Here is a 17,646-nt window from a genome sequence, read left to right on the forward strand (position 1 = left end):
ATACAACTTTACGTAACCATAAGGAGAGTGGCATGGAGCCCAAAGAGGTACTCGAGTTTGCAAAAGAAAACGGCGCGGTCATGGTTGACCTCAAGTTCATGGATTTCCCGGGAATGTGGCAGCATTTCAGTGTTCCGCTTCATGAACTGGAAGAAGACTCATTTGAGTCGGGTTTCGGCTTTGACGGTTCCTCGATTCGTGGTTGGCAGCCGATTCACGCTTCAGACATGTTAGTAATTCCGGATCCTGCGACTGCAATCATGGACCCGTTCATGGAGCACCCTACCCTGTCGCTGATCTGCAATATCGTCGATCCGGTCACCATGGAACGATATTCAAGAGATCCCAGGAACATAGCCCAGAAAGCCGAAGCTTATCTGAAATACACCAAAATCGGAGACACCGCATTTTTCGGGCCTGAAGCAGAGTTCTTCATTTTCGACGATGTGAGATATAGCTATTCGTCCAATACCAGTTTTCATTTCGTCGATTCCATCGAAGGTATCTGGAACACCGGTAGGGATGAGGGACCAAACCTCGGATACAAGCCTCGCCACAAGGAAGGCTATTTTCCTGTATCTCCTTCCGATTCCCTTCAGGACATCAGGACCGAGATGGTGTTAACCCTGGAAAAATTGGGAATCATTATCGAAGCACAGCATCACGAAGTCGCTACCGCAGGCCAGAGCGAAATCGACATGAAGTTCGCTCCGCTCGTAAAGATGGGCGACCAGCTCATGTGGTTCAAATACGTGCTGAAAAACGTTGCCAAACAGCACTGCAAAACCGTTACCTTCATGCCGAAACCGCTTTTTGAAGACAACGGTTCGGGAATGCATACGCACTTGAGCATTTGGAAAGACGGCAGTCCTCTCTTCGCAGGTGACAAGTACGCGGGACTTTCCCAAATGGCACTGTGGGCGATCGGCGGAATCCTGAAACACGCGCCTGCATTGTGCGGGATCTGCAATCCCACCACGAACTCATACAAGCGCCTCGTGCCCGGCTTCGAAGCACCCGTGAACCTGGCCTACTCTTCCAGGAACAGATCGGCATGCTGCCGTATTCCTATGTACAGTGCGTCTCCCAAAGCCAAAAGAATCGAGTACCGCACTCCGGATCCTTCATGCAACGGCTATCTTGCATTCAGCGCCCTCCTGATGGCAGCTCTGGATGGAATCGAAAACAAACTGGATCCGGGCCAGCCCCTGGATAAGGACATTTACGCCATGTCTCCCGAAGAATTGAAGGATGTTCCTTCTACTCCGGGCAGCCTGGAAGAAGCATTGAAAGCGCTTGAGGCAGATCACGAGTTCCTGCTCAAAGGCGACGTGTTCACTCAGGATGCAATAGACAAATGGCTTGAATACAAAATCGAATCCGAAGTGAACCCGGTGAGAACCAGACCTCATCCGTACGAGTTTGCTCTGTATTTCGATATTTAATACCATTTCGCAATTATGCATATAAGCTGGCTAAGGCTGAGGTGTTCCGAGCGGAGTGATTAGACGGCTTTGCGTCGTCCGGAGCGAAGGATATCTTCAGCCTGCCGGATTATGAGAAGAAAAGCGAATCGGTATAACAATCCCTGTCCGCCTGTAGAATCAGCATACGGCGGATTCGCAGTGAAAGACGCAAAAGCCGGGGAAACCCTTCTTTTTAGGAAGCGTTTCCCCGACCTTTTCTTTGCCTTCTCTCTCGCGGTGCGAGCCGGTTTTTCTGCAACCGATCAAGTATGATAGAATCTTTTTGTGATACGGATAAGATGAATCTCGTACTTTCTTTGCGGTCAAGAAAATAGAGAGGCGCTCATGAACACCGTGAGAATTGCTCAGGCACAGATTAATCCCACCCTCGGAGACTTGAACGGAAACGTGGACAAGATTGCGCGATGGATTGACAAAGCGCGTGAGGGAGGGGCTGACATCGTTACGTTTCCGGAGCTCGTTCTCTGTGGGTATCTCCCGGAAGATCTTCTTATCAGAGCGGGTTTTATCAAAGACAACTGGTCGGCGCTTCAGGATTTGATCCCTCGATGCCTGGGAATCTGCGCAATCGTAGGTTTTCCGCACCTCGAAGATAACAAAGTCTTCAATGCAGCCGCGGTTATATGTGACGGCAAATTGATGGGGATTTACAACAAGATCGAACTGCCGAATTATGGCGTTTTTGACGAAAAGCGGTATTTCCATCAGGGCTCAGGCTGCTTGATATTTTCTATGAACCAGATCCGCTTTTCCGTAACCATTTGCGAAGATTTGTGGATTCCCGATTCGATCACGGAATCCTGTGCCCGAAACAACAAGGCTCACGCAGTTCTTAGTATTTCCGCATCTCCCTTTCATGCAGGAAAACTGACTCTCAGACGATTCATCGTGGAGAGGTTCGCCAAAGCTACAAATACGACGGTTTTTTTCAACAATCTTCTTGGGGGGCAAGACGAGTTGGTCTTCGACGGCGGAGCAATGGTTGTCGGGCCGAAGGGTGAAGTCCTGGCTTCTTCACAAAGGTTCAAGGAAGACATGCTTGTGACGGACTTTCATGCAAGCGACGTTTCTCCGGAGCTGCCTTCATGGAATCTTAAGCTTCCCTTCATGGAACTTGAATCGGCCGTTCGAACTAACCGAATTCCCCTGGAGAATACTGTCGCCCCTCAATTTACCCGGGTGGAGGAGATCTATCAGGCCCTTATTCTCGGGACACGAGACTATGTCCGAAAGAATGGTTTCCAGAGGGTGGTAATCGGTTTGAGCGGCGGGATCGATTCCGCTCTGACCGCAGCCATAGCAGTGGACGCGCTGGGTCGAGACCGGGTTGTCGGCGTAACCATGCCTTCGCAGTATACTTCCGGTGAGACGTTTTCGGATGCCGCTGCGCTGGCTCGAAATCTCGAAATCGAGCTTATCACCGTTCCTGTTCGGGATATATTCGAATCGTATGTACATGCTCTTGCCGAGCCTTTCTGCGAAGGCCAACCCGGCGTGGAGTTTGAGAATATCCAGGCCCGGATCAGAGGGAATATCCTCATGGCTCTGTCCAATCGATTCGGTTGGCTCGTGCTTACCACAGGGAACAAAAGCGAGATTGCCGTTGGTTATTCCACGTTGTACGGAGATATGGCAGGAGGCTTTGCAGTCATCAAGGACGTTCCCAAAACCGTTGTGTACGATTTGGCCGAGTACATCAATGCGCAGGCAGGGTGCTCTCTCATCCCTCAGTCCATCATCGACCGCGCCCCGTCAGCGGAACTTCGACCGGATCAGAAGGATGAAGATTCCTTACCGCCATATTCAGTGTTGGACCCGATCCTCCAGGAATATATCGAACAGGATAAAGACCCTGAAGAGATAAATGACTACGATCCCGAAATTGTGTGGGAAATAGTCCGCATGGTGGACTGCAACGAGTACAAGCGCAGGCAGGCTCCACCGGGAGTCAAAATCACTCCCAAGGCATTTGGAAAAGACAGACGTCTTCCGATCACAAATCGGTATTTATCTTATAAGAGAAGCAGAGTGAGGAAGAAACCATGAAATATATGGTCATACAGCATATAGAATCCGAAGGCCCCGGTTCCCTGGGCGCATATCTCCAGGCACAGGGAGATACGCTTGATACTATACACGTATACAACGGCGATATTCTGCCTGCCGATGCGACCGGGTACAAGGCAGTGATTTCTCTGGGCGGTCCGATGAATGTCTACGAGGAGGAGAAATATCCGTTCCTTAAAGCGGAGACTGATTTCTTGCGAAATATCGTAGACGCGGGAACACCTGTCCTTGGAATTTGTCTTGGAGCCCAGATGATTGCCAAAGCGCAGGGAGCCGAAGTGTGCAAGTCTCCGAAAAAAGAGGTCGGTTGGTGCACTATCCGACTCACGGATCAGGGATTGAAGGATGCGTTTTTTCAGGGGCTTCCTTCAGTTCTTGAAGTTTTTCAGTGGCACGAGGACATGTTTCATATTCCCGAGAACGGGTTGCTCCTGGCACAATCTTCGGATTGCCCGCACCAGGCTTTTCGGTACAAGAACGCGTACGGATTGCAGTTTCACGTTGAAATCACAAGAGAAATGCTTTCGGACTGGTTTTCGGATTCACCAGAGCTGCAAACCATACTGACTCGTTTCGACCAGGTGAAATCGGAATTCTCGAAATGTGCAGAAAGCATATTTGATAATTTTGTTAGGAATGTGCGATAATGAGCTGACCTTTGTTGGGGAATGCTTGTGAAATATTCCGATATGACTTGCGAATTCTGCGATTACTTCGAACCCTGGGAATCCGAAGGCTCGTACCTTATCAGTAGCGGACAAGAACACGATTACAAGTCACGATGGACTCTTGAGTTGAACGGGTCCTGCAGACGTTTTCCTCCCGAAATCAGGCCGAGTTCGGATTCCTTCGAATTTCCGGGATACCCGATGTTCCCGGTTGTAAGCAAGAATTATTGGTGCGGCGAAGGCCGCTGGACTGACCCCGCAAATGGCGAACGCTACTACTGGGGCGACTGGGACGAATGATATCGAATGCGCTTTTTCATTCAGAGAGAGAAATCGGGGAGGAACTTCTTGTAAGAAGTTCCTCCCCGATTTCTCTCTCTGAATGAAATTCGCATCAGGCGTATTTTTCCAGCCAGCATATGAGGGCGACGATGGTCCATATTTGTCTGTTGTTGTCTTTCTTTCCTGTCAGGTGCTCGTGAAGAATTCTTCGGCATTCTTTTCTATCGAGCATCCCGCACTGTGCCAGCCTTTTCTCGGAAAACAGGTCTTCCAGAAATCCTCTTAGTTCCTTCTGAATCCAGAAAGGCAGCGGTGGCGTGAAGCCTTTCTTCTTCCCTTTTCGTATTTCCGGTGGCAGGAGTTTCCGCACCGCTCTCCGGAGAAGTCTTTTGGTCTGGAGCCCACGCGATTTGACATGCGGAGGCATGAGCGCGACCCGTTCCACTATTTCATGATCCAGCAGTGGAACCCTCGCTTCCAAGGAATTAGCCATAGTCATACGGTCGACTTTTGCGAGATTGTCATCCAACAGGAACGTCTTGGTATCCACATAGAGGAGGCGATTCAGAGGATGCGCATGCCTGCATGCTTCAAAGTGAGTCTCAAAAGAATGAAAACTGTCTCTGAAGCCATTCTCAAGAAAACCCGGGGAGCACAGAGATCTCTTTTCCTCTTCATTGAAAATTACCTTCCACCAGTAGTGGCCCTGCTCGAGAGAAAGTTCAGCCCCTGTGACGAATCGCTTGGCTTTGTAGTCGAAACTGATTCGCTCCAGGGAAGTGGGAAGAGCCATGACAGCAGGCGTAATTATTCCGTTCCGCACCCATCGAGGAATGATACGAAATAACCTGCTGACTCGGTATGCCACATGCGTAGGGTAGCCAGCGAAAACCTCATCTCCCCCGTCCCCTGTGAGGACGACTTTGACATGCTGTGCAGCCAATCGTGACACAAGGAAGGTGGGGATAGCGGAATAGTCAGCGAATGGTTCGTCAAAGAACGTGAGCAGTTCGGGTATGGATTCGATCATACCCGGATGTACGATCTGTTCCAGGTGATCCGTCCCGAGCGTCTGTGCTACCAATCTGGCTTCCTGGGATTCGTCGTACGATTTTCGGTCAAATCCTATGGTAAACGTGTGAAGAGGCATTCCAAGCTTGCGGGACATTACCGCTGCCACGGTAGTGGAATCGAGACCGCCGCTGAGAAGGGCTCCTATGGGGACGTCGGAGATCATCTGACGCTTTATGGCCGTCTGGATCAGGTGCAACACCTCTTCCTCGTAATCTTTGTTCGAGGAATTTTCATCTCCAAGTGCCGGAAGCGGAACGTCCCAGAATTTTCGGATATTGATGCCATGTGCATCGCAGCTAAGCACATGTCCCGGCGGAAGTTTCTTCACGGACTCAAACGCAGTGGCAGGCGTGGGAATGTACATCAGAGAAAGGTAATCATATAGACCCTGATAATCGGGATTTCGCGGCACGGGAGCCTTGAGAATCGCTTTGATCTCACTGCCGAAATACAGGGCCTTTCCAGGGATGAAAGAGTAAAATAACGGCTTTATCCCGAGGCGGTCACGAGCCAGGAAGAGCTTTCTGTTTGCATTATCCCATATTGCGAAGGAGAACATACCATTAAGCGGCTCGACGCAACGTTCGCCCAATTCTTCGTACAGGTGGACTATGACTTCGGTATCGGATCTTGTTTTGAACGTATGGCCGCGGGCGATCAGGTCTTCACGTAATTCCGGGTAGTTGTAAATCTCTCCGTTAAAAACGATCCAGAGGCTCTCGTCTTCATTGCATATGGGTTGCTTGCCTGTTGTCAGGTCGATGATACTCAACCTGCGCATTGCAAGCCCGACAGAACCGGCCACATAGTATCCTTCGTCATCGGGACCGCGATGCACCATGGTTCGGTTCATCCGCTGGAGCAATTCCCTGTCAGCATTCGCGCCGGTTTTCAGGAGAAAAATTCCGCAAATTCCGCACATTATGTACCGACGACTTTCAATCGCGTTCCTGGAGCCGCAGGGACGCGAACTGGTCCAGGATCAACCCGAAGAAAATGATGTTTATACCTCCTGCCAGAAAGAGAACCGTGCCTCCGGAGAACTGGGCAAACATGATGAGATTGCGAATGGTCAGGATAATACCGGCAATCACCATGGCAAGCCCGGCAGGGAAAAAGATCTTGTTGGGGTTGGCGATGGTTACCACACGAAGGATGAACGTCAGAAACCGAAAGCCGTCGCGGAACGGCCGTAATTTGCTCTGTGTCAGCTTCGGTCTGCGGCGAACCTGAATGGGAACGAATTTTACACTGTATCCTGCGGTAATGAAACTCAAAGTGCTTGTGGACGGAAAAGAGTAACCATTCGGATAGATGTGGAGAAAACGTGCTGCTACAGCGTGCCTGAATGCCCGAAACCCGGAAGTGAGGTCGGCTATTTTCTGTTCGGAAAGAAACGACGCAAGTCTTCGCAGAAAGAGATTTCCCGCTGTCCGCAACCAGTGTCCTTCATTTCCGTTAAACGATCGAGCCCCCACCACGAGATCGTACTCTTTCAAATAACCCAGCAGCTTTGGCAGCTCCCGCGGATCGTGTTGTCCGTCCCCGTCAAGCACGGCCACGACCCCTCCTTTGATAGCCCTCAAAGCGGTCTTTATGGCTGCACCGTTTCCCTTGTTCAGAGGGTGGGAGATGACATCCGCCCCTGCTTCACGGGCACGAACGGCAGTTGCATCTTTGGAACCGTCATCAATCACGAGCACCCGTGCTTCCGGGAGTACCGTTCTTGTTTCTTTCACCACGTCAACGATAGTGGTCTCCTCGTTGTAGGCAGGAATCACAATGGTGATTTCCTCGTGGGTATTCTCGACCGCAGAATATTCTTCTAGCTGGTTCATGGCCTCATCTGTATGTAGGTAACATTTCAGAGCCTTAGCTCCGGATAGACGAATGCTCCAGACCGGAAGATGATTTCGATCCGAGCACCGGCAATGGAATACCATTAATAGGGGATTGGTGTCAAAAAAGGAACGATTGAGAAAAGGAAGGTGCACTTGTTTTCGCATAAAATCTAATCCAAACTGTCGTGCCCCTGGAAGGGAGAGACTGTCGCAAATCTTGATCCAATTGGAATCTCGTTGAAGAAATGCTTCACGGCCGGACCCAAGGGCCACGGTCTGATACCAACTCCCATGGCGAAGAGTGCCACAACGAATGATAAAAGTCCTTCCCAGATGAGGGACTCTTATAGGATTTCGCAATTATGCATATAAGATGGCGCAGGTTGAGGTGCTCTGAGCGGAGTGATTAGACGGCTTTGCGTCGTCTGGAGCGAAGGATACCTCAGCCTCCCAGATTATGAAAAGAAAAGCGAATCAGCATGAGATATTGCGACCGCGTTGGTCCGCTACACACGTCTTTCGATCGTGCCAATACTCATTGTTTTTGACTGTTCGTCCTTTAAACAGAAAATTCAGGTGAAGAGTATGCCTGATATCATGAAATGATGTATCGAAAGATTTTATTGACAAAAAGATATTGATATCATATTATACAGATAGTCATATATTGCAATAATTTATTTGGAGGAGAGGCATGTCTGAGAGGCTAAATTGTTGGCAAGTTCTCGGTTGTAATAACGAGCAGAATTGTCCGGCGTTTCCGGAACACGGGCGCAATTGTTTCGCGGTCACGGCTACTCTCTGTAGAGGCGAAACACAGGGGACCTATGATGAAAAAATCGCCAAATGTCGTAAAGGATGCAAATTTTTCCAAGACATGATGGATGGGTCAGTTTAGGTCGTTTGAGGGTTTTCTGCGAAGATTTCTGGACGATTCCATAGGGATTTCTGGTGGCAGTGCAGGGACTTGAACATCAGGGAGACCGTCCACTCACGTCGGCAAATATTGGGTGAGCCTTCTTAGTGGGCGGTTCCTTCATCCGTCTTCTTCAGGAAAAATGAATCTCTGACTCAATCATTCTCATCTATGACGAGAAGGCCTTTCTGAATCAAATGCTCATTATATTCGGATTGACTCATGGGGCACTCTAGTAATGCAATGGTCTCTCTACGCGTTTCCAGCTTAAGCTGCCTTCGCATGCTCTCCAAGTTGTCTGGCCCAATGTCTTTGTACTTTTTGCTATGAGACATCCACGTCTTAATTCCCGTTTCCTTTCCCTCATAGCAGTGAAAAAAGCATGGGTGATCGTGAGACTTATCTTTCACAAATCCTTTTGCCTGCAGGCTTTTTTCCGCAAGCTTACGATCTACTTTCATCCATTACCTCGAAAGCAGTAGCAAAGACATTCTTTAGTCTCTTGGCCCCACCTCGTGCTTGAGCTTCGTTCAGGTCCCTATAATGTTCATAAAAACTGAGTAATTGGATGACAAATTCTTCTATTGCCTCTTGAGGTGTATCACCAGTGGCGTAAATATCCAATCGCTCGTTCTCGGCAAACCATAAATTCTCTCCCCTCGCAAGTTTGATCGTAACTGGCTTAAGAGCACGTAAATTCAAACCGTCTCGGCGAAATTGAAAGGCGGGAACTTTGTATTGGTCAGGCAGTGCGTATGACAAATTCTCAGCAGTTCTTACTCTTATCGTTCTTGTTTCTCGTTTCTGGGTAGATTCTGGACTTGCCGTGTCTATCCTTTTATCCCATGAAGCCCGAAATCCCTCAATTGGTAGCAGTTCATCAGCAAATTCTGCAAATGCCCCGGCCATTCTACGTCTCCTCGCCTTTTATGTACGCACGGTAGTTCTCTGTAATGAGTGTATGAAAAAGCAAGGCCGATTCCGTGTGCGCTTCATCAAGATACTCTTCGATTCGGTCAAACTCTAGATCTCCTTCGGATTTCGCGTAATCGAAATCCAGTAGAAATGCTTCCTGTCCCCCGTCAGTCCTCATAACTGATTCTATGCGTGTTGTAATTTTTCCTTTGCCAGCAGGGAGTACGAATGCAGTGCTGAAATTCTCAAATCTCCCCGGAAAAAGATTCATCATTTCCTTACAAAACACAAAAAAATGCTCCAATGGAAGAAGCCTGTTCTCTCTCACAAATGGAATAATATTCACGTGCCTGAGGCCAACACGATTCAGCTCATTCAACTTTATGATGGAACCAAACAATCCCAGTAAACGCAGATACTCTTTTTTGAAATCTTCGAATCCCGGATAAGCTCGAGAGAAATAACCGAATCTATTCAGAGACACCATGACGCCTGCACTAGCATCCGATTTCTCAAATCGGTATGGTTCCAACGCATAAGCCATTCCATCTTGGATTTTCGGCACGAGCAGATTCGGGTAAATATCTCTGATGCAATCCTGGATTTCGGACCGTTTACACTCAATGGCAGTCTCACCTGGAAAACGAATCTCAAATACCACTTCAATCAATGGTGAGTTAGGATGTCGGTTATCGGGTATGAGGTTCACTTCGCCGCTCACATAGTAGACTAAAGTAATTCTATTTCCGTTGACACCCGGAGTCAATCAGAAGCAATTGAGGACTTTAGCGAGTCAGACCTTCTAACGCAAGCGAATTGAGCAAAATCACGAGGCGATCCTTCGCAAAAAAAAAGGCGCTAGTCTGAAAAAAGTTTGTTCAAGAACAATTAGACGACACAAAGGAATTCCGTGAAGCAAAGGTAGATAATTTTAAGGAGGGCCTCAAAATGTCCACTGAAATTTATACCGCAAGATGGAAATGCAAGAATCGGACAACATTTCAAGCGATGGGATTGCCGAAAAACCTCGCGCTTTGTTGTGGATGCCCAAGCCTTCGCCGACTCACAATTGATCAGGCTGAACTTCATCTGGTATGCTTGCAGCCGGTCAGACGGTGAACCGAAATCGCCTTTCAATCAACATTCTCTGGGAGCGATTAGCCCTGCAAGACGATTCAACCGAATAACTGCCTGTGACTAATACAGATCACTTAGGGGGATCAGGGTCACCCCGTTAGGAAGGCTCTGATCCTGTCCAGCAGACTGTGAAAAAATTTGCATACACTTTTTCGAGGGTAATTTGTGGCTATTTCTGAATGATTTCAAAGGGAGCATTGGTGGCGGTGCAGGGATTTGAACCCCGGACACTGCGGATATGAGCCGCATGCTCTAACCGACTGAGCTACACCGCCTTAACCAGATACTCATAACAGTACAGGAACGGGCTGTCAAGTGTCGCAAGCAAGACCAAAGGCCGGGATCTCCTAAAAAGGGGCATTCTTGAATATGCTGAAACATTTGTTTTTTCCCACGACAACAGAGTCCGTCAGAGTTATCTCAAAGGGATGAAGAATTTCTCTCAGACGCTCTGCCTTCACGATCGCGGACAGATGGGAGTGGCGGTCCGTCGGGATGATTGTGAGCTATGATCAATGACGTTGCATTGTAGTGAGAGCGCGTTCCATCACTTGACGGGGAAACAGAACCACCTGGTCTACGGTACCGGCTCCGAGTATTTCCTGTCCCAGGACTATGCCGTGATCGTCCAGGAATACGAGGAGCACGTTTTCGTCTTTCATGGTGCTGAGCCATGCAAGGAGAAACTGTTCCACTTCCTTCGAGTTCACCAGAACTTGAGGACTTGGGGCCATCGTCTCGCTAAAGCGTTCGAGAATCTCACCTACAAGTCTGATGAGCGTCGCCGCATCTCGATCCATACCTTTCACCTGGAGCAGTTCCACGGAAGACGTCAAAAAGATCGCACGCATTGAATGAAAGGTGCGTTTGAGTTCTTCCGCCACCTCTTGCGGACTGCTTGCCGAAGACACGTACGTCAGCAGTAGTTCCAGCAGATCCCAGTCCGTGAGTTTGCCCGATCTGAGGAGTTTTTCTTTTATTTCAGCTTCTCGATCCGTCTTATTCTCCATAAGAAATGTCGGCAGCCCCATCTCAACCATAAGCTTGCGTTCTTTAAGTCATAGTAGCATAATCGCGAAATTCGATTGAATCATTTCGCACTATGTAAAGGGAATTCATGGGAAACAACAGAGCGCTTATAACAGGTGTTACCGGTCAAGATGGTGCATATCTTGTGGAGTTCCTTCTGAAAAAGGGGTATGAAGTCTGCGGAGTCAAGAGACGAAGTTCGCTCATTAACACCCAGAGAATAGACAGCTTTTATCAGGATCCGCACGTCGACAGTCGAAATCTCATCCTCGAATACGGCGATACAACGGATTCCACTAATCTTATTCGTATCATCCAGGAATTCCAGCCGACCGAGATATACAATCTCGCGGCCCAGAGTCACGTTAGAGTTTCCTTCGAAACCCCTGAATATACGGCTAATGCAGATGCTCTCGGCACATTGAGGCTCCTGGAAGCAATTCGTATCCTGCGCTTGCAGGAAAAAGTGCGCTTTTATCAGGCTTCCACGAGTGAATTGTTCGGACTGGTCCAGGAATCCCCTCAGAAAGAGACCACTCCGTTTTATCCTCGCAGCCCCTACGCTGTGGCAAAACTCTATGGATACTGGATCGTCAGGAATTACCGTGAGGCGTACAACTTCTTCGCGTCCAACGGAATTCTGTTCAACCACGAATCTCCCATGCGAGGCGAGACCTTTGTCACCCGCAAGATTACTCGCGCTGTGGCTCGCATTAAACTCGAAATGCAAGATAAGCTGTACCTCGGCAATCTTTCGGCAAAGCGCGACTGGGGATACGCGGGGGATTATGTGTCGGCAATGTGGCTTATCATGCAACATCACGAACCGGACGATTTCGTCATAGCCACCGGAGAAAATCATTCAGTGAGGGAATTTGTGGAACGGGCTTTCAAAGAAGTCGGTATCATCATCGAATGGAGAGGAGAAGGCCTCAACGAACAAGGAATCGACTCCGAAACAGGCAAGCCCCTTGTCCTCGTGGATTCACGGTACTTCAGACCTACGGAAGTGCATGAGCTCCTGGGAGATGCAACAAAAGCAGCCAAATTGCTCGGTTGGAAACCGCAGATGTCGTTCAAAGAGCTTGTCCGACGGATGGTTATTGCAGATCTCAGGGAAGCCGAAAAAGAGCGTTTGTGCCAAGTGAACGGTTACAATTAGGCAAGTGCTTTATCACTGTCGAACAAATAAAAATTGAACACAAATGTCTGCATTCAGTTACTGAGGGGTAGAGAAAATCTTCTCTCGGATCACATTCCCTCCAACTTTCAAAATCCCCCCAGCCCCCCTTTACTAAGGGGGGAATTGCAGGTTGCTTCTATTCTTCACCTCCCCTTTTATAAAGGGGGGCTGGGGGGATTTTCCCTAGGAACAACTAAATGGATACAACACAATCTCTGTTGACAAAGAATCGCGTGCGTGTATTTTAGATCGACTGGAGAAGAAATAATGATCCACATCAGCTGCCCGTTTTTCTTTTTTAGCTTTAGGAGGTATAAACGCGCGGGCTGAGTGTGACCATCAGGCGATACACGAAAAAGCGGAGTTCACACTCCGCTTTTTTTTTGGTTTCGAGAATAGACACACGGGAAGGGAGAATACAGATGACAGGACCTCTCGACGGAGTACGCGTGATCGAGATTTCCATGTTTCAACAAGGTCCGGTCGCGGGCATGCGCCTGGGCGATCTTGGAGCCGACGTGATCAAGATCGAGCCCAAAACGGGAGATCCGGGCAGGCAATTCATGCGAATCATCGGCGCAATGGTGGGTCTCGAAGGCCGCAATTATTATTTCGAACACGGCAATAGAAATAAACGGGGCATGGTTTTGGACATGAGGAAACCTCAGGGAATGGAAGTATTCCTCAAGCTCGTCGACTCAGCGGACGTGTTCCTCAACAACATGAGCATACCCGCACCCGAAAGAATGGGCATAGGGCCGGATGTGCTCATGGCCCGCAACCCGCGGTTGATTTATGCGCACGCGTCCGGGTGGGGTCGCAAAGGGCCGGATGCGGACGATTATTCCTTTGATTATACGGGAATAGCCCGTTCCGGACTGATGTTTGCCTGTGGAGAAAAGGGCGCTCCTCCCACACAGATTCTTCCGGGAATAGGTGATGAAGTCGGCGCACTCGCCTGTGCCTGGGGAGTCACTGCCGCACTGTATGCCAGAGAGAAAACCGGTAGAGGCCAAGTGGTGGACACTTCTCTCATGGGGAGTGTCATCGCCACTCTCGGGCTTATTATGGCCGCTCCATCCATGCTTGATATGGAATTTTCCCGAGAAGTACGAGCAGAAGCCGGAAATCCGATATACAACCACTATCGTTGTCAGGACGATCGATGGATTGCCATTGCTCACCTCCAGCCAGAACGGTATTGGCCGAAGGTTTGCCAGGCTTTGAGCCTGGAAGAGCTCACAGACGATCCCAGATTCAACTCCATAGAAGCACGGAGCAAGAATGCGGCTGCTCTGGTGGCTATTTTCGACGAGAGATTCGCTTTGAAGCCGAGACATGAATGGCTGGCACTCCTCAATCAAGCCGGGTGCATTTGCACGCCCGTGCAGACTCCCCAGGAAGTGACCTGCGATCCCCAGGCATTGGCCAACGACTATTTCGTGTACATGAACCATCCCGAGCACGGGAAAACCAAGATGGTCGGATTTCCATGGGATTTCAGCGACACCCCCGCGTCGTGCAGGCTCCCTGCTCCTGAATTCGGGCAGCACACAGACGAGATTCTTTCAGAACTCGGGTACACTGCGGTGGAGATCGATAGTTTGAGACGTAATGAAGTCATATAGCAGTAGAAGCACGTGTAAAGAAGTACGATCGGGAGGACATTCCTAAAAGGAGGTCCTCCGCAATACTGCTCTTCTGAATGCAAACGGTATCACTTAGGATGATTAACTGAAAAAGTAGGACATTGACATAATTATGTAATTCACTTAACATATTATAAAATTAACTGTATCGAGAGGGCATGCCGAATGCGTAAGCCTCAATGGAATTGTTTATTGTCGGCTGCCATATGCATTTTTTGTGTGATTCAAGCAGCCACGGGTGCAGCCCAAGTATTTTCCGATACGGAGAATCCCTGTTCTCCTATCTTCTCTTTTCCCTCTATTGAAGGAGAAACCAAAGTAACCATCATCTGGTCCAACCTTCTGAAAGGGAGAACTGACATTCTCACGAATCCGACCCGGTCATTCGATTTCATGCAAGATTGGAACATGCCCAGAGGCGCAGTGTTTGTCGACACAATGCTCAGACTGCAAGTAGGACCATTCTCAGGCAGAATGCATTACAACATGCGCAGTTACGCGGGCACGGCGGTATTCCCGGATCTGGGAACCACCGGCGACGCCCGATTCGATTACTCCGGATTGCGGTTTGGATGGGACTTTGACCCTCTCCGATGGGGCAGGTCCAGGATTGGCTTGAATATGGATTTCGACGCGTACAGCCCTTCTCTTGCGGTTGGGGGAACCGTGGGAGGTGGATTCCAGGTGACGGGACCGTCTGCAATGACACTCGGGTTTCATGCAGTATTCACCCCCGATTATGATACGTACGGACTTTCTGCCACTGCAGAAGCGAGAGCACGATGGCCTGTTACAGGCACTGAGGTAATCGATTGGGAAATAGCGGGTGGATTGAAAGCTCCGGAAACCACTCTGGGAACAATTGCATTGCGGACAGGATATCGCCGTACCTCAATTGAGTTCAAAAATGGCATTTTGTTCAATATGGTGCCGGTTCGTTCAGAAGTTGAAGTAGTTCTCGGCGGATGGTTCGGGGAACTCGTTTACTATTATTGAGTGTGAACCAAAGAGGGTGTTTTCAATGGCATATCGTGAAATCTGGCATGAAATTATCATCAAAGCTTCCCCAGGCGAGCTTTACCAAGCGTTAACCGATGTGAAAAAGCTTGCGCATTGGTGGACCATCGAGACGCGAGGAGAATCTGCCGTCGGGAAGAAATTGGAATTCTGGTTTTATGGGAAATTCTTAAAGGAGATGGTTGTAACCACTCTGAAGGTTGATGAACTCGTGCGATGGCGTGCAACTGAGCGGAGCGATCCTGATTGGGTGGACACCGAAATCGAATGGAAAATCTTCCGAGAGGGCGACAAAACGTTTCTTCACCTTCGACACTCAAGATGGCGCGAGGATGCCAAAGTGTTCCCTCAGTCCTCGATGCACTGGGTGCTTTTCCTGCTTAGCCTCAAGGAATTTGTCGAGACGGGCAAAGGCCGTCCGCATCCTTACGACATGCCGGTGGGCCTATAAAGTCCTTCTGGATAGAAAGGACTTATACTTATTCGGTTTTCTTCTCATAATCTGGGAGGCTGGAGATATCCTTCGCTCCGGACGACGCAAAGCCGTCTGATCACTCCGCTCAGGACACCCCAGCCTGAGCTATCTTATGTGCATAACTGCGAAATGGTATTATACGGTAAGGAGGAGGACAAAAATATGTCCTCCGTGTACGTGATATTTGTTCAATTGGATGTACTATAACTCATGTTGTGGCATGCCTCTTTGTTATACAGCATACTTTGAAAAGCGTTCTTCCACTTTTTTCCAGTCAATGATCTGGGGAAAGGCGTCCACATATTCGGCTCTACGATTCTGGTATTTGAGATAGTATGCATGTTCCCAGACGTCGCAGACCATAAGCGGCATAGATCCCCAGCTCGTCAGATTTTGGTGCTTTTCCGCCTGAAGAATGACTAATCGTTTGCTGAAAGGTTCCCATGCAAGAACACCCCAGCCTGACGCCTCGACATCTTTCGAGGCCTGAGCAAATTGTTTCCAGAACGTATCGTACGATCCGAAATCCCTGTCTATAGCTTCGGCCAATTTTCCGGTAGGCTTGCCACCCGCTTTTGGGCCCAATGTAGAAAAATAGATCCAATGGAGCACAACACCCGACCCGTTAAATGCGAGATCGCGCGATAGTGCTTTTATGTGCTCAAAATTTCCTTCTTTTCTGGCCTTGTCCAGTTTCTCCAGAGCGGTGTTCAGTCCCTTCACGTAGCCTGCAAAATGTTTGTCATGATGAATCTTTACCGTCTCTGCATCAATTACGGGCTCAAGAGCGTTTTCCGGATACGGCAGCGGTGGCAACGTATGAACGAACGGCTGATCTCCCGGGTGTTTTGGCTGAGCAAGAGCTTCGGATGTCAACATGTGGGAAAGAATCCCCGTGGCAGCAGCAGCACCTGCCCCCACCATTAATTCACGCCTCGTAAACTGGTCTTGCATGACCTCCCCCTGATCTTCTGTTTTCTATTCGGTGATCGTCCCACGTGAACCATCTCGCCTCACGGGCCACTGCGCCGCTCGCAAGGTGAAAGGTTCACGACAGCAAGAAAAATGCAATCGGCAAATCACCTTAAATTGAGCATAAAGGATTGTGCTTTTTATGTGAAGTGGAACGCTTTATTACTATTCACAAAACTACAGGAATACGTTTGTTTAATGCAATGTTTGCGAGCGAAATTGTTACGTCATAACAGAATACTTCTACTCCGTTTGCTATTGCCGATCTCAACTCGCGACCGTACTGCGGGTCGATATGATCCGCGGGTTTAAATTCAGTTGCATCCGAACGCTGCACGAGAAAGAAGATTACCGCTCTATCACCGGAACCGACCAGTTCCTGGAGCATCACCAGATGCTTCAGACCTCGAGCAGTAATTGCATCGGGAAAACAAGCGGTTGTTCCTTCGATTAATGTGCAGTTCTTGATTTCGATGAAGCAACGGTTATTCAGACGCTCCAGCATAAGATCCAGCCTGGAATCGCTTCCGCAAGGCACTTCGGCTCGGACTGTCTCGTACTCGCGAAATTCGGGAATGACTCCGTTCAGGACAGACTCTTTGACGAGCCTGTTCGGGACCGACGTATTCACACCTACCAAAGACGTTGGCATTTCTATCAGTTCCCAGGTGTAGCGGAGACGTCTTGCAGGATTGGAGCTTTCCGATATGTACACGGGTCGTCCGGGGTCGCAGCACGTCTTCATGCTGCCGGAATTCGGACAATGCGCTGTCACGATCTCACCGGACGAACTTAAGAGAACGTCTGCCATGAAACGCTTGTAGCGTTTTATCAGAGTCCCTTTGATCAACTTCGGCCAGGGAAGCCCGTGATGCTCAGGAGTATTCGCTGGAGAAATTGTGAAGTATTTCATAAGTGGGCGCACAAAATGAGA

The 17,646-nt window shown here is 49.1% G+C and carries 16 protein-coding genes, 1 tRNA gene and 1 pseudogene; 9 read left to right on the forward strand and 9 right to left on the reverse strand.

The window, feature by feature from the left end; genetic code table 11:
• Nucleotides 1–32 precede the first annotated feature (32 nt).
• From glnA to DESTI_RS17965, 4 genes are all read left to right on the forward strand, one after another.
• Nucleotides 33–1,445: a type I glutamate--ammonia ligase gene (gene glnA / locus DESTI_RS17945; protein WP_014811383.1), complete on the forward strand. Its 1,413-nt coding sequence runs from the start codon at nt 33–35 to the stop codon at nt 1,443–1,445.
• Nucleotides 1,446–1,811: 366 nt separating this feature from the next.
• Entirely contained in the window at nt 1,812–3,533 is a 1,722-nt protein-coding gene (locus DESTI_RS17955) for an NAD+ synthase (protein ID WP_014811384.1), read from the forward strand.
• Nucleotides 3,530–4,201, forward strand: a complete 672-nt coding sequence (locus tag DESTI_RS17960; protein ID WP_014811385.1) for a type 1 glutamine amidotransferase — start codon at nt 3,530–3,532, stop codon at nt 4,199–4,201. Before DESTI_RS17955 ends, DESTI_RS17960 begins: the two co-directional genes overlap by 4 nt.
• A gap of 27 nt (nt 4,202–4,228) precedes the next feature.
• Complete coding sequence (locus DESTI_RS17965) at nt 4,229–4,522, forward strand: hypothetical protein (protein ID WP_157212197.1); 294 nt, start codon at nt 4,229–4,231, stop codon at nt 4,520–4,522.
• A 94-nt stretch (nt 4,523–4,616) separates the two neighbouring features.
• Here the strand turns inward: DESTI_RS17965 and asnB are convergent, their stop codons facing one another.
• Both asnB and DESTI_RS17975 read right to left on the reverse strand, forming a co-directional pair.
• Nucleotides 4,617–6,500 (reverse strand): asparagine synthase (glutamine-hydrolyzing), encoded by a 1,884-nt coding sequence (asnB, locus tag DESTI_RS17970; RefSeq protein ID WP_014811387.1) that lies wholly within the window; start codon nt 6,498–6,500, stop codon nt 4,617–4,619.
• A 16-nt stretch (nt 6,501–6,516) separates the two neighbouring features.
• Nucleotides 6,517–7,416: a glycosyltransferase family 2 protein gene (locus DESTI_RS17975; protein ID WP_157212198.1), complete on the reverse strand. Its 900-nt coding sequence runs from the start codon at nt 7,414–7,416 to the stop codon at nt 6,517–6,519.
• 697 nt (nt 7,417–8,113) lie between these two features.
• On the opposite strand from DESTI_RS17975, the gene DESTI_RS31800 reads away from it, so the two are divergent.
• Nucleotides 8,114–8,317, forward strand: coding sequence for a two-CW domain-containing protein (locus tag DESTI_RS31800; RefSeq protein ID WP_014811389.1), 204 nt, complete (start codon nt 8,114–8,116; stop codon nt 8,315–8,317).
• A gap of 173 nt (nt 8,318–8,490) precedes the next feature.
• Here DESTI_RS31800 and DESTI_RS17985 read toward each other — a convergent pair whose 3' ends face one another.
• The 5 genes and pseudogenes from DESTI_RS17985 to DESTI_RS30865 all read right to left on the reverse strand — a co-directional run bounded on the left by DESTI_RS17985 (nt 8,491) and on the right by DESTI_RS30865 (nt 11,427).
• A complete protein-coding gene (locus DESTI_RS17985) occupies nt 8,491–8,796 on the reverse strand; it encodes a hypothetical protein (protein ID WP_014811390.1) in 306 nt (101 codons plus the stop codon).
• On the reverse strand, nt 8,780–9,244 hold the full coding sequence (locus DESTI_RS17990) for a hypothetical protein (protein ID WP_014811391.1): 465 nt from the start codon (nt 9,242–9,244) through the stop codon (nt 8,780–8,782). Before DESTI_RS17990 ends, DESTI_RS17985 begins: the two co-directional genes overlap by 17 nt.
• A 1-nt stretch (nt 9,245) precedes the next feature.
• Nucleotides 9,246–9,959 (reverse strand): TIGR04255 family protein, encoded by a 714-nt coding sequence (locus tag DESTI_RS17995; RefSeq protein WP_014811392.1) that lies wholly within the window; start codon nt 9,957–9,959, stop codon nt 9,246–9,248.
• A 626-nt stretch (nt 9,960–10,585) separates the two neighbouring features.
• A tRNA-Met gene (locus DESTI_RS18000) sits at nt 10,586–10,662 on the reverse strand.
• A gap of 145 nt (nt 10,663–10,807) precedes the next feature.
• Nucleotides 10,808–11,427: pseudogene (locus tag DESTI_RS30865) on the reverse strand (JAB domain-containing protein).
• A gap of 77 nt (nt 11,428–11,504) precedes the next feature.
• On the opposite strand from DESTI_RS30865, the gene gmd reads away from it, so the two are divergent.
• The 4 genes from gmd to DESTI_RS18025 all read left to right on the forward strand — a co-directional run bounded on the left by gmd (nt 11,505) and on the right by DESTI_RS18025 (nt 15,716).
• Entirely contained in the window at nt 11,505–12,578 is a 1,074-nt protein-coding gene (gene gmd / locus DESTI_RS18010; RefSeq protein WP_014811394.1) for a GDP-mannose 4,6-dehydratase, read from the forward strand.
• A 443-nt stretch (nt 12,579–13,021) separates the two neighbouring features.
• The gene (locus DESTI_RS18015; protein ID WP_014811395.1) at nt 13,022–14,227 is read left to right on the forward strand and encodes a CaiB/BaiF CoA transferase family protein; all 1,206 of its coding nucleotides are present in this window, start codon (nt 13,022–13,024) and stop codon (nt 14,225–14,227) included.
• 186 nt (nt 14,228–14,413) lie between these two features.
• Nucleotides 14,414–15,244 (forward strand): hypothetical protein, encoded by an 831-nt coding sequence (locus DESTI_RS18020; protein WP_014811396.1) that lies wholly within the window; start codon nt 14,414–14,416, stop codon nt 15,242–15,244.
• Between the two features lie 25 nt (nt 15,245–15,269).
• Entirely contained in the window at nt 15,270–15,716 is a 447-nt protein-coding gene (locus tag DESTI_RS18025; RefSeq protein ID WP_014811397.1) for an SRPBCC family protein, read from the forward strand.
• 255 nt (nt 15,717–15,971) lie between these two features.
• On the opposite strand, the gene DESTI_RS18030 is transcribed toward DESTI_RS18025, so the two are convergent.
• Nucleotides 15,972–16,694 carry a superoxide dismutase gene (locus DESTI_RS18030; RefSeq protein WP_014811398.1) on the reverse strand — a complete coding sequence of 241 codons (723 nt, stop codon included), beginning with the start codon at nt 16,692–16,694 and terminating at the stop codon, nt 15,972–15,974.
• A gap of 187 nt (nt 16,695–16,881) precedes the next feature.
• A complete protein-coding gene (gene sfsA / locus DESTI_RS18035; RefSeq protein WP_052316142.1) occupies nt 16,882–17,625 on the reverse strand; it encodes a DNA/RNA nuclease SfsA in 744 nt (247 codons plus the stop codon).
• Nucleotides 17,626–17,646 lie beyond the last annotated feature (21 nt).

The sequence above is a fragment of the Desulfomonile tiedjei DSM 6799 genome, assembly GCF_000266945.1.
Taxonomy (GTDB): domain Bacteria; phylum Desulfobacterota; class Desulfomonilia; order Desulfomonilales; family Desulfomonilaceae; genus Desulfomonile; species Desulfomonile tiedjei.